Annotated in this window: 12 protein-coding genes; 5 read left to right on the top strand and 7 right to left on the bottom strand. The window is 29.8% G+C overall.

The genetic code is table 11. The features are described from left to right. Positions 1-4: 4 nt before the first annotated feature. The 3 genes from Q0L44_RS10510 to Q0L44_RS10500 form a co-directional block, all read right to left on the bottom strand. Entirely contained in the window at positions 5-1438 is a 1434-nt protein-coding gene (locus Q0L44_RS10510; protein ID WP_296638248.1) for a M20/M25/M40 family metallo-hydrolase, read from the bottom strand. A 92-nt stretch (positions 1439-1530) separates the two neighbouring features. Then, entirely contained in the window at positions 1531-3306 is a 1776-nt protein-coding gene (locus tag Q0L44_RS10505; protein ID WP_296638245.1) for a TonB-dependent receptor, read from the bottom strand. A gap of 2 nt (positions 3307-3308) precedes the next feature. After that, complete coding sequence (locus Q0L44_RS10500; protein WP_296638241.1) at positions 3309-6341, bottom strand: tetratricopeptide repeat protein; 3033 nt, start codon at positions 6339-6341, stop codon at positions 3309-3311. A 156-nt stretch (positions 6342-6497) separates the two neighbouring features. Between Q0L44_RS10500 and Q0L44_RS10495 the strand changes: the two genes are divergently transcribed. The 5 genes from Q0L44_RS10495 to Q0L44_RS10475 all read left to right on the top strand — a co-directional run bounded on the left by Q0L44_RS10495 (position 6498) and on the right by Q0L44_RS10475 (position 10510). Then, positions 6498-7172, top strand: coding sequence for an ATP-binding cassette domain-containing protein (locus Q0L44_RS10495; RefSeq protein ID WP_296638238.1), 675 nt, complete (start codon positions 6498-6500; stop codon positions 7170-7172). A gap of 26 nt (positions 7173-7198) precedes the next feature. Beyond that, positions 7199-8293, top strand: coding sequence for a glycosyltransferase (locus Q0L44_RS10490; protein ID WP_296638235.1), 1095 nt, complete (start codon positions 7199-7201; stop codon positions 8291-8293). Between the two features lie 12 nt (positions 8294-8305). Beyond that, positions 8306-9058 carry a glycosyltransferase gene (locus Q0L44_RS10485; RefSeq protein ID WP_296638232.1) on the top strand — a complete coding sequence of 251 codons (753 nt, stop codon included), beginning with the start codon at positions 8306-8308 and terminating at the stop codon, positions 9056-9058. Beyond that, positions 9051-9863: a 2OG-Fe(II) oxygenase gene (locus Q0L44_RS10480; RefSeq protein ID WP_296638229.1), complete on the top strand. Its 813-nt coding sequence runs from the start codon at positions 9051-9053 to the stop codon at positions 9861-9863. Before Q0L44_RS10485 ends, Q0L44_RS10480 begins: the two co-directional genes overlap by 8 nt. Before the next feature lie 107 nt (positions 9864-9970). Then, entirely contained in the window at positions 9971-10510 is a 540-nt protein-coding gene (locus Q0L44_RS10475; RefSeq protein ID WP_296638227.1) for an HD domain-containing protein, read from the top strand. Here Q0L44_RS10475 and Q0L44_RS10470 read toward each other — a convergent pair. The 4 genes from Q0L44_RS10470 to Q0L44_RS10455 all read right to left on the bottom strand — a co-directional run bounded on the left by Q0L44_RS10470 (position 10507) and on the right by Q0L44_RS10455 (position 13615). Beyond that, entirely contained in the window at positions 10507-11001 is a 495-nt protein-coding gene (locus Q0L44_RS10470) for a hypothetical protein (RefSeq protein ID WP_296638224.1), read from the bottom strand. The two genes, Q0L44_RS10475 and Q0L44_RS10470, sit on opposite strands and share 4 nt — an antisense overlap. 16 nt (positions 11002-11017) lie before the next feature. Next, positions 11018-11527: a Holliday junction resolvase-like protein gene (locus tag Q0L44_RS10465; RefSeq protein WP_296638221.1), complete on the bottom strand. Its 510-nt coding sequence runs from the start codon at positions 11525-11527 to the stop codon at positions 11018-11020. Next, positions 11524-12018, bottom strand: a complete 495-nt coding sequence (locus Q0L44_RS10460) for a Holliday junction resolvase-like protein (RefSeq protein ID WP_296638219.1) — start codon at positions 12016-12018, stop codon at positions 11524-11526. Before Q0L44_RS10460 ends, Q0L44_RS10465 begins: the two co-directional genes overlap by 4 nt. Before the next feature lie 187 nt (positions 12019-12205). Continuing rightward, the gene (locus Q0L44_RS10455) at positions 12206-13615 is read right to left on the bottom strand and encodes a hypothetical protein (RefSeq protein ID WP_296638216.1); all 1410 of its coding nucleotides are present in this window, start codon (positions 13613-13615) and stop codon (positions 12206-12208) included. Positions 13616-13621 lie beyond the last annotated feature (6 nt).

Genomic DNA, 13621 nt, shown 5'->3' with positions numbered 1-13621 from the left:
CAGATTATAATTTTACAGGTGTATCTCCATAAAGATATTTATCCATCAAATAAACAATACTGGCCATAGATGCACTACCTAATTCTAACTCTCTTTTGTTTACTTTATCAAAAGTATCTCTGCTTGTGTGATGATAGTCGAAATAACGTTGTGAATCTGGTCTGTAACCTACTAAAGTTACATTTTCTTTTTTTAAAGGACTAATATCTGCACCTGAACCTCCTTTTTCTATATCATGCAAACCATAAGGAGATAATAGCTTTTTCCAGCTTTGTAAAAGGCTTGTATTTGCAGCATTTGCATCTATAGAGAAACCTCTTGGTGTATGACCACCTGAATCTGATTCTAAGCCACCAATATGATTTTCTTTGTTTAGCGTAGCTAATTCAGTATATTTTTTAGCTCCTCTTGTACCATTTTCCTCGTTCATAAAAAACACGATTCGAATTGTGTTTTTAGGTTTTATGTTGTTTTTTTTAAATAGATTCGCTACTTCTAATGATTGCACAACACCTGTTCCATCATCATGTGCACCTTCTCCCAAATCCCAAGAATCTAAATGACCACCAACTACAAAAATATTTTCTGGTGTTTCACTACCTCTAATTTCACCAACTACATTAAAAGAGTGCGCATCAGGTAATGTTTCACAATTTTGCTTGAAATAGAATTTTAAATTAGGGTTGGAGCTTAAATCTTTGCTCAAATTTTCTGCAGCAAGAGAGCTAATTGCAGCTGCAGGTATATGTTGTTCTGCAGGTAAATCTCCATAACTCATTGTTCCTGTATGTGGAAAATCGTCTATTGAGTTGGTCATAGATCTTACAATTACACCTTTTGCTCCATATATCCCACAAATTGCAGCTCCTCTAACTCTTTGGTCTACACAACCACCATAAGCTTTAAATGTATGGATTAAGGTATTGTCAAAAGGTCTATTAAAGAAGACTATTTTATCTTTCATCTTATCTCCTAAAGCTTCTGCTTCTTCTAAACTTTTAACCTCTAAAACTTCTGCTAAAACTCCAGAATTTGGAGTTGCTACAGAAAAGCCTAAAGCACAAATAGCTACATTTCTTTGAATACCATTTATTGTGTAGGAAGCAATTTCTTTTTCACCTCTAACCCAATTAGGAACCATAACAGGTTGCAACCAGACTGAATCTAAATCTACCTCATTCATTACTTTTTCTCCCCATTCAACAGCCATTTGTGCTTCTTGAGAGCCAGATAATCTACCTCCAATATTTTGTGTTAAATCTCTTAACCATTCATAAGATTTACCATGGGTTAAAGCAGTATTAAAAAAAGTCTTAATATGTGTTGAATCAGATTTTTCTTCAGCAGTTAATTGATTGCTATTTATTTGTTTTTCTTGTTTTTCATTACAAGAAATCATCAATAGTGAAATGGAAAGAAAGAAGAGAATTTTTTTCATTTTGTAGTTTTTTATTTACTTTATAAAATTACAAAAATCAAAATTGATAATCAGAACAATTAAAAGTATTCTATGAGATTTTAGTTATTTATCTAGAAATCGAATTTATAAGTTATTCCTCCTAAAATTTGAAAACCTTGTACATTAAAGTTGGTAAACCTCTGATAACTGTTATTTAAAACGTTGTTTAATTTTATGAAAGCAGAGAATTTATCTGAGAAGTGATACCCACCATTTAGATTTACATCTACAAAAGAATCTAGTGTTTGCGAACCACTTATGTTAAAAGATGAGCCTGAATAAAAGACATCTTTTCGTTGGCCCACAAAAAATACCTTTGTATGGGCATACCATTTGTTGGTTTTGTATTTTGCATTAAAAGAGGCTTGTAGGTTAGGTAAGTTCCATGCTTCAGCTTCTGTTGTAGATTCGAAATTATCAAACCGAAAGCTAGAAGAAAGTGTTAACTGTTTACTTACATCATATTCTAATTCAGCAGCCAAAGAAATGGTTCTAACATCATCATAAACTACAGATAATGAGTTGCCATATTCATACCCTTTAAAGAGAACTCCATTGTTACTACTATTTTCTCCATTAGATTTTGAGTAGTTTTTTAAAAACAAAGCTTTGTCTTCTTCTTCTTTAACAGTTGCAGATAAACTATAACTAAAACTTTTTTTAATAACCCCATTTAATCCTAAAAAGGCGTTGTATTTTTCATTGGTTTGGGTAATAAATTGAGTTGGACTTATAAATGGATTTTCATCAGAAAATTGTTTGTAAGTGTTGATGTTTAAATTTCCAAAAACACCTGCATATATGGTAAGATTATCTTTTATAATCGGTTTTTGAATTTGTATATCTGGATACACTAAGAAGTGATTTACTTCATTATCTATATCAAAAGTAGCAAAGAATTTAAAGCCTAGTTTTAATGCAAAATCACCAAAGGTAGCATTGTATTCAGGGTTTATTTTGGCAGTAAATAAGGAATAATCTATGGTATTTGAATTGGCAAATTCACTTGCAAATGATCCTCCTAAATATTCTAACCCTGTTTTTACTTGTAAATTATTTAAACTGGCACTCACAAAATCTATAGGTAAATCGAAATTAGTATTAAAAGTAAATAAGTACTCAGAACTGTTATAATCGTCAGCAAAATAAGCTAAAGAAAGCAGACTATTAGTGATATATGCATCTGTAAAATCAAGATCACCCACCAAATTAAAGTAATTATAAGTTTGACTTTCATATATATTATTTGTTGCTGTTTCAGTAAATGCAGTTTCATCAATTCCATACCAATTGTAGGTGTTTCTTTCTCCATTTAAAGTGATGGTCCAATTAAAATAGCGGTCTTCATTTTTGTAGAATATAGATGCATTTAAATTGCTGAAATCGCTATTGAGTCTGGTATTTTGGATATTATCTAATGAACCTGTGTATTTGGCAGATAATCCAAACTCACTTTGAAAACGTGTGTAATTATGTAGGTAAGTTTCTACGTAAGGTGAATTAAAGTTTCCATAACCTAAAGCTAAAAAGTTGTTGTAAATGCGTTCTTTTACAACAACATCAATACTTTTGGCAACACCACTTTTTGGAATAAAAGTAGAAGCAACTGGAGCTGAAAAAATGGTGTAAGATAATTTTTTCTTTTTGCTTCTTGATGAAAGCGCTATAGTTGGGTTTTGCTTTATTTTATTAGCATCTGCTATTTTTGGATTATATTTTGTAACTACTTCTACAACCTCTGTTTTTACAGTATCTATTTTACTGTTTTTTTTAACTGGTTTTTTAGTTTGAGCATAAGAACCAAATCCTCCTAAAACTACTGCAAATATGAATAAACTCTTTTTCATTTTTATTTATTTTTAGGAGTTACAGAATTATTTGTTTTGGCTTCATTTTCCTTAATGGTTTTTAATTCTTGTTTAGCTTCAATTACAATGTCTTCAAACTGACCAAAGTTTTTAATTATATTTTCTAAAATAAATGTAGCCTGGTAAGCATCTTCTAGACTATAATAATTCTTAGCCATAATAATGTAGCTTTTTACACCCCAATATTTGTAATTGCTATAATTAGCAATAAGGTCCTGTACAATTTTTGTAGAATTTCCATACTGTTTTTCAGTATTTAGAAAGTACGCTTTGTAGTATAATGTTTCTGCCTTTAATTCTCCATCAGCAGTTTGCTCTATGGTGTTAAAATACTCTTTTGCAGTATCGTAATCCTCTGTTTTAAATGCAGTTCTTGCAATAATAATTTTAGCATCTAAAATTACTTCATTATCTAATTTATCTTTAGATAAAACTTTTTTTGCATAGTCTAAAGCTGCTTCGTTTTTGTTTAAGGTTGCATAACCTTTCATTAAATTACTTTGTGAAAATAAAATGTTATCAGAAACATAGGCTTCTTGTTCTAAACGTAATAAATACGGTTCAGCATCATTAAAATTGTTTTCTTGTAAATAAACTTGAGATAGTTTTGCTAATGCATCTTCACTAAATTCGGTTTGTCCAGCATCTAAAACTGTTTTGTATTTATCTATGGATTGATTGTATAATGCTTCTGTATATAAAATATCTGCTAAATAATAATTCGCTTTTAAACTGTTTTTTCCAGTTGGAAAGTTTCTTAAGTATTTTTTTAAACTAAGAATACTACCATCAATTTTGCCTTCAAAATATTTACGTTCTGCAATTGCAAAGGTTGAGTTTTCTAATTCAGAATTTGATACTTCAACAAAACTTAATGTCTTGGTCCAAGCTACATATTCATTCATTTTATCTTCATCTACATAAATATTCTTAGCATTCCTTACCGCTTCTAAAGCATCAGAAGAATTAGGGTATTCTTTTGCTACCCTTTTAAAGTTTTTTAAAGCTAATGAATTTTTATTTTGATTATAGTACAAGAGTCCTTCACGAACTAAAGCTTTAGGAATAAATACACTTTTAGGATGTTTTTCTAATAGCCTGTAATAAGCTTGATGAGCCTTTTTATTGTTATTAAGCATCGTGTAAGTAATTGCCAATTGAAATAATGCATCATCTTTTAAAGAAGAAATTTGGTAGTTGTTAATCACCTTTGTTAGCGCATCAACTTTAGATTTGTTTGCATCTTGAAAGCCATAACTCATTCCTATTTGATACATAGCATAATCTGCATCTAAACCAGAATTATCTACAATAACCTTATAAGCTCTTATGGCTTTTTCATAATTTCTAATGGCAAAATAACTATCTCCTAAACGTAAATAAGTATCATCAATAATGGTTTTATTGATATTGTTTTTAGCTGAAAATTGCTTAAATGTTAAAGTAGCATTATCATAATCTTTTAACTTAAAATGACAATAAGCAATATTGTATTCCAATAAAGGAAAATCAGCTTTATTTAAACTTCCTAGATTGTTGTTTAAGTTGATAAATTTAGAAAGTGCCTCTTCATAATTTTCTAAACGATATAAAGTTTCTGCTTCCCAATAACCAGCTTTTTTACTTATCTTATTAGTTTTAGATTTTTTTGCAGTGGTAAAATAACTTAATGCTTCAGCTATTTTTTTCTCATTAAACAATTGAATTCCTCTGTATAAAGAAACCTTTAAACTCAGGTTTATATTTTCGTTGTTTTTTTTCTTTTTTAAATAGTCTAAAGCACCTTTATAATCATTTTGATGAATAAAAGATGACACAACCAATTCATTGATTTCTTTATACGATTTAGAGTTAGGATATGCTTTTAAATAATTCTGTAAAACATCAGAAACATTCTCAAAAGGATTACCTTCTTCATAACTTAGTTTAGCATAATTTGAAGCTGCATCTTCTTTAATGCTTAAGCTATAGCTCATTTCACTTGCAGTTTTAAATGCATTTAAAGCTTCGTTTTTCTTTTCTAAATTTAAGTAACATTCAGCCAAATGATAATACGCATTCTGTGCTACTGCATTTTTCTGATCTATAATTTTATTAAAGTAACTAACAGCATTTATAAAATCTTTTTGTTTGTAGAAAGCATAACCTAATTGATAATAATCAGTATTATTCCATTTACCACTTTTACCTCTATAAGCCTTTAAATAAGGGATAGCATCTTCGTATTTATTTAGGTTAAAATAACTCTCACCAATAATTTTTGAAATCTCTGAAGCCTCTTTTCTTTTTGCTGTTTTCAAAAGCTCTTTTCCTACTTTTATACATCTTTCAAAACTACCAGCCTTAAAACTAATATCTAATAGATAATAGGAAATCTCTGCTTTGTAAGAATCATTATCTGCAATTTCTTTTAAGGTAGATTCTGCAATACCATAATCTTCTAGTTTGTATGAAATATATCCATAGTAATATCTAGAATCATTACCATATTTGGCATCATTAATTAAAGGTAGAAACTTGTCTTTAGCTAAATCTAAACGTTTAGCAACTAGCAAACTATACCCCATTTTAAAGTTGATTTCTATCTGATTCTCTTTAGATAAGCCTTGTAGATTTGCTTTTTGATACCACTTTAATGCTTGAGCTGCTTTTTTGTTAGCAAAATAATAGTTACCTACGTTAAAAAAAGCTTTGTTTTTTTTTTTACTTGCAGGATAGTTTTTTACAAAAGTCAACACTTTTTTGTCTGCATCTGTTTGATTTAGTTTAATGCTACACATTGCACTGTAATAACTCGCATCTGCCACTAAATTACTTTTTGGAGATGCATTATTTTTTACAACACTAAAGATTTTTTGTGCTGCTCTATAAGCCTTATTTTGGTAAAGTTCTAAACCTAAATTAAAATCGGATGTTGCATTTGTATGGATTACAGATTGTTGTGAAAATAAACAAAATGGTATATTTAATAAAAGTAACCACAAACCCTGTTTTGTTATATATTTAATTTTCATACAAATGTTTTTGATACATATTTAATAACGTAAATTTCTTTAAAATGTTGGCGCATTAAATTAAAATGACAAAAATTATTATCAAAAATAAGAATACTTCTAAATTCTTGTTATAAAATCATAAGAAACTTATAAGTTTGTATAAACGACTATTTTATGGAAAAAAAAGTACTCCAATTAGAAAATGCAGATATTTATCAAAGAGATAATTTGGTATTATCAAATGTTAATTTAACAATTAATAAAGGCGATTTTTATTACATGATTGGTAAAACTGGAAGTGGAAAAAGTAGTCTATTGAAAACGCTTTATGGAGATTTACGACTACAAAAAGGAACAGGGACTATTGTAGATTTTGATTTAAAAAAGTTAAAAGAAAAAGAAATTCCATTTTTAAGAAGAAAAATTGGTATCGTTTTTCAGGATTTTAAATTGCTAAGTGATAGATCTGTTTTCGATAACCTAGCTTTTGTTTTGAAGGCAACAGGATGGAAAAATAAAGATGAAATTAAAGCAAAAATTAATGAGGTGTTAGACAAAGTAGGTATGCAATCTCAATATTATAAAAATACTTTTGAGCTTTCTGGTGGAGAGCAGCAAAGGGTTTCCATCGCAAGAGCTCTTTTAAACGATCCTGAGTTAATCTTAGCAGACGAGCCTACAGGTAACTTAGACCCAAAAACTTCTTTAGAAGTTATGGAACTTTTAAATGAGATTCATAAAAGTGGAAAAACCATACTAATGGCAACCCATGACTATCAATTAATAGTTAAGTTTAAACATAAAACACTTAAAGTAGAGGCAGGAGCGCTTTTTGAGGTTTCACATTAAACAAGAATCTAATAAATTTATTCCTTTTGACTAGAAAAACTATTTTTGTTGCAGTAACTAACGATGTTTCCACAGATTATCGAGTACATAAGGTATGTAATTACCTATTAAGTAGAGGTTATATTGTAACTGTTTACGGTAGAGTTTTACCAAATACAATCCCTGTACAAAGGCCTTACCAAATTATTAGAAAGAAACATTGGTTTCAAGAAAATTTTTTGTTTTACGCAGAATTTAACATACGTCTCTTTTTTACCTTACTATTTACAAAAACTGAAGTTATTCTTGCTAATGATTTAGATACTTTACCCGCTTGTTTTTTTGCAAGTCGCTTAAAAAAGGTTTCCTTGGTTTATGATAGTCATGAACTTTTCTCTGAAGGTCCTGAGTTGCAAGGAAGAAAATTAGTACAAAGTTTTTGGAGAAACTTAGAAGACTATTTTTTGCCTAAAATAGATAAATCATATACTGTAAGTCAGTCTATTGTTAATTTTTACAATACAAAATATAAAAACAAAATGGGTTTAGTAAGAAATATTCCTTTACAAAAAGATTTCTTAAAAACTGAAGATGTACAGTTTCCTACAGCACAAAAAACTATTTTGTATCAGGGTGTATTAAATCCAGGTAGAGGTTTAAAAAAAATGATAAAAGCATTACATTTTTTAGATGATTTCGATTTAGTAATTATTGGATATGGTAAAGTAGAGCAGGAGCTTAAAGAGTTTGTTTTACAACAAAACATGCAGCATAGAGTTCACTTTTTAGGAAGAATTGCTAGAGAAAAACTTTTTAACTATACAAAAAAAGCTACTTTAGGAATGGTTTTAGAAGAACCTTTAGGTTTAAGTTTTAAATATGCATTGCCTAATAAATTATTTGATTATATACATGCAGAATTGCCAATAATAGCTGGGAAACTTCCAGAGGTAGTTCGTATTATAAAAAAACATAAAGTAGGTGTTATTGTAGAAGATTATTCGCCAAAAACAATTGCAAAAGCAGTAAAAGACCTTGTTGCTAATAAACCCCTGTTATTGCAAATAAAAGAAAATCAACAAAAAGCAAAAACTGAGCTATGTTGGGAAAAAGAGCAATTACAATTAGCAAATTTTTTTTAATATCATAACTAAATGGCTCCTCCAATAGTATCAATAATTATTCCAGTATTTGAAAATCTTTTAGGTTTAAAGAAATCTATCGATAGTATTCAACAACAAGATTTTAAAGATTATGAAGTTTGGATTTTAGATGGAGGCTCTTCTTTAGACACTCAAAATTACCTTAGTAACTTAGAAAAGCCATTTTATTATCAGTCTAGAGTAGATAGGGGTATTTATGATGCTATGAATAAAGGAATAGCTTTAGCCAAAGGTGAATGGTTGTATTTTTTAGGTTCTGGTGATATTTTTAATACCTCGACTGTATTGATGTCCATTTTTTCAAATAAAAAAAATATAAAAAATGAAATTATTGCAGGAAAAGTACGTTATGAAGGTATAAAAAATCCATTTATATTGAATGTTACTCAAAAAGTTAAAAATGTTTATTGGTCTCCTTTAATTTGGGTAAGAAACGGTTTGCATCATCAAGGAACATTTTATAAAAAAACATTATTTAAAAATACATTTTATAATTTAAATTATAAAATTTTAGCAGATTATCACTTAAACCTTAATTTATATAAAAATAATGCTATGTGTAAGATTGTAGATATAATAGTAGCAAATTGTAACTCTGATGGAATTTCAAAGTCAGGAACCTGGGAATTATACAAAGAGGAAATCAATTTTAAAACGGCATTAAGTAATCCTTTATTAAAACCTTTTTTCTATTTAATCGCCAAAATAAAATACAATCTTCGAAAAAGGACTATAAATGGATAGGGTACAACTAGCAACATTTATTACAACTCGATTAGAAGAAGAAATAATAAGGTTGAAACAATTTTTTTCTAAGACACAACCTCAAATTGGTTATTTTATTATAGACGATTTGTTGCCTAAGAATATTGCACAACAAATACATACCTGTTTTCCAGATTTAACAAAAACTAAAGAAAGAAAAAACTTAAGAGAGCATAAGCACGTTGCTTATCAAATGAATCAATATCATCCATTATTAGAAGAAGTTATTTACGCATTTCAAGAGAAAAGTGTTGTACATCTTATCTCAGAGATTTGCAATATACAGTCTCTTTTACCAGATGAAAATTTATATGCTGGTGGTTTGTCTCTTATGGCAAAAGATAACTATTTAAGTCCACATTTAGATAATTCTCACGATAAAAACAGGGAACTTTGGCGTGTATTAAATGTTTTGTATTATACAACACCAAATTGGAAAGATAGTGATGGAGGTAATTTAGAATTATGGCCTAGTGGTCTAAAAAGGAAACAAGTTTCCATTAGTTGCAAATTTAATAGATTAGTTGTTATGGCAACTCATCAAAAATCTTGGCATTCCGTTAGCAAGGTTTCGACAAACTTTGTTAGATGTTGTGTTTCTAATTATTATTTTTCTGAAAAAGCTTTGTTGGAAAATGACAATTTTCATGTTACTACATTTAGGGGCAGACCTTCACAAAAAGTAAAAGATGTATTATTAAAATTAGATAACGCTTTAAGAAGTTCAGTTCGAAAATTTTTTAAAAAAGGAATTAGAGAAAATCCACATCAGTATAAAAAATAAAACCCTAATCGATTGATTAGGGTTTAAAGTTGTGGAGCCAAAGGGAGTAAAGTCGAACTATTTTAGTGTAGATTTAATCGAAATGAATCGTTTCTTATCTTTGTAATATGAAGGATAATAACATTCAAACCATTTACCAAAAAACCATTGATTTTGCAGCTGAGAAGCACGGGCAACAAAAAATGCCCAATGGCCTCCCTTATATTGTTCATTTATCAAATGTTGCTATGGAGGTTTTTATGGCTCACAAACAAAAACCAGATTTTAATCTAGAAATTTCAATACAGCTAGCTTTACTTCATGATGTCTTAGAAGACACAGCGCTTAGTTTTAAGGCGCTTGAGGACGATTTTGGTAATGTAGTGGCAATGGGTGTTCTAGCCTTGACTAAAGATATTACGCTTGATAAAAAAAACCAGATGGATGACAGCTTGAATCGTATTTTAGATTTGAGTAGTGAAGTGGCTATCGTAAAACTTTGTGACCGTATCACAAATTTACAGAGACCGCCTAAAAAATGGGACAATGCGAAAATTAAAAAATACCATTTGCAAGCCATCAAAATAGCAGAAAGACTACAGGGTAAAAATGAGTATTTGGACAAAAGAATTCAAGAAAAGATATTGAGTTACAATAGTTATGTTTAAAAAGGAGACAAGCCACAGGCCATGCCCATATCATGTAATTCACCCTCTGGGTCCACAAAAAGTATCACCACCTCTTTACCATCTCTAGACTGTATATTTTTTAGATTTCCACGCCAGGGGTTTATTAGGTCTGTATTCATGTTATCAGTGATCAAGAGCATTTTTTGGGTTTTATCAATACACCCTCCTTGCATATGCTGAATAACTTTAGGTATCATTTTTTGAAGATTTACCTTGTCTTTTGGTTTGAGCCATTCTGCTCTAGGAGGAGTTTTGGTTATGCTCATAAAAACTGCTGTTTTTGCACAATCACCACCTGGATCTCCAGGATAGAAATTAATTCGTTCTCTAAATACCACTTCGCTTAAAAACTCTGAAAGACTTTCAGTTGGTTTTTCATAATTTTTAACGATACCATCGGTCCTGAATTCTTCAATGGAGTTGTGCCACAAGGAAGCAACAATACTTTTAGCTAATTGGTGTAAAGTCATATCTTTTAATTTTTTGTTATTTATATTCTACGGAACCATCCTCGCTGACTTGCATGGTGATCCATTCATAATTTTCTTTCTCTACTGTTTTCTCAACACTTTTTTGCAAAGCTTTTTGAGCAGCTTCCTTTACTTCTCTGTCAAATAACACCAAATTATCAATGCTATTTTTTTCTTTCATACCATTGAAGATCAAAAAGTCAACAGGGTGAAACATCACCTTTGCATCATCAGCATTGTAATTGTTAGGGGTAAAGATGGTATCAATCTTTTTGGTTGATGCCATGGCCGCTTTCCGTCCTTTTTCTCTGGCAATTTCTCTGGTTTGGGCTTCTTCAGCATTAATTTTATCTTCTTGTTTATCCAGGCGTTCTTCAGATTTATGAAGCTTATCCATCCAATCGGGTTGAGGTTTTTCTTTTAGATATACCTTGGCATCACTTAAACGAAAGATGTCACCACAACAAGAACATACTCCAAAGATTTGGCGTTGTACAGAAAAGAATTTAATCAGCTCACTGTTCATGGCTTATAAGTTTTAAATTCAACTTGCTTTTCTTCTACCGCTGTCTTGATTTTCTTTTGCTTTGGCGATAAGCGCGCTTTTCCAGATTTTATGTCTACAAATAAGATTTTATCCACTTTTTGTTTTTCGCTCAAGCCCTCAAAAATTACATAGTCAATGGGGTCAAACATAGAACGACAATCATTTTTATTAAACGTAAATCCATCTAAAGTAGGAGCGAGGCGCTCCAATAAAAAACCAAGGTTGACAGCTTTTGCGCCAACTTCTGATTTTTTGGGAATATTAGACTTTCGTTTTTTAAGTGCTGCACGGCGTTCCTTTTGCCATTCCAGCATCATTTTATACACCAACTTGGCTTCTTTGCTAAATTGATCCAAATAAAACAATCCTGCATCTTTTAAATTCACTTCCTCATAGCAAGACGGACACTCAATATGGAATTTGCCATTGTTGAGTTCTTCTAAGATATTATTAATTTCTTTTTGATCCATTGTTAAAAATGGGTTAATTCTGTTTTTAAACGTTCCGTGTATGGTGTCTTAGCGGCCCGAAGGGTGCTATGCACTATACACATTGTTGTATGCCGTTTTTATTTTATTCATTTCGTTTTTAGCGTTGGCGAGAAAGCTCTTTGCAACCGCACGTAGGAGGACTGCAATATGCTTGAACTTGCGTTGGCTATTCCGTTTGAATTGCTTTTTCAATTATTGCACTTATTTCTGCTTGTTTTTCTGCTATTCGTTTGTCAATTTCTTTTTGTGCGTCTATTTGTTTTTTTATTTTATTTACTATGGTTAACTGTTTCTTTTTATCAGGAATCGGAAGATAAAAATTATCTAATTCTGTAGATGATATTTTTACCATTGTTTGATTTTTACCTTTAGAAACATACTTAAAATAATATCTACCTAAAAATGAATTAAATAAGTATGCTAGGTATTTATCATTGATTTCATCATCAAATATCATTTTAATATACAAATCTGGAAAAAGTATATCATCTTCAACTTCTTCTTCTACAATTGAAGCTAGAGCTACTAAATCAATTGTATTTCCTCTGCTAACAAAGAAGTCTCCTTTTTTTATATAAAAATCCTCAATTTTATTTCTAGTTTCTTGTGTTGTTTTATTGGCATTAATATTCAGGTGAGAATCGTAATTAAAATGTTCTTGACCTAAAATTGGAGTTCCATCTCCGCCTTCTTGTGAACTTGGACTCCAACCATTTTTTGTACTAATTATATGATTACCTAATTTTTTAATACAATTTATTTCTTTATAAAGTTGCTTTTGTAAACTTTGAATTTTAAACCATCTGTAGCTATTTCTAAAATTAATATTCCTAGAAGTTATTAAATGAATTGGAACATTGATTTTATTAATGTCGTCAATTTCCTTAATTGATTCTAAATCTATCTTAAATGAGTTACTGAAAACTTTATCTAAAAGGACTTTTGTGTTAATTCTCTTGCCTTTTAAGATTGAAATCTCATTTTCTAATGGTTCAATTTCCGATAGTATTAAATCTTTATTTACTTCAAGGTTGTCAATTATTTTACTCGAAAATTGTATTGTTTTTATGTCATTTTCCTTTAATGTAGGATAACCTTTTCCTTGTCTAGAAACAGAATTTATTTTATTTAAGAACACACTTCTCAAGCAATAATATAATAGTTTAGAGTTTACTTTTGGGCGTATTTGAATAAATGCTTTCGTAAAGTAATGAGAATCATCATTTATCAAAACTATTTTATTAAGATAAGGTCTAATTTTTGAAATTAAGATGTCATCTAATTGAGGTTTTATAATATCTCCTTTTTCAATTTTTTTAAATAACGGTTCGTTTAATTCATCTCTGTTTTCATAACTTAACTTATGAGGAGAAACATCTCCAATTTTATTTACGCAACCAATTTCAACATATTCAAATGGCTTATCTTCTGCTAACAATATTTTATTATCTACATCTACAAAGTCAAATAAATCTTTGTATGTATAAAATCCATTATTAGTGAAATTATAATCGTCAATAAACTTGTAATCAAAACGACAGCTATTTTCGGCTGAAAAGTTTGATATATTTTTCACACTATA

Origin of the sequence: Polaribacter sp., from assembly GCF_024639685.1 — a bacterium.
Classification (GTDB): domain Bacteria; phylum Bacteroidota; class Bacteroidia; order Flavobacteriales; family Flavobacteriaceae; genus Polaribacter.
This window is presented reverse-complemented; position numbering and strand designations above follow the sequence as displayed.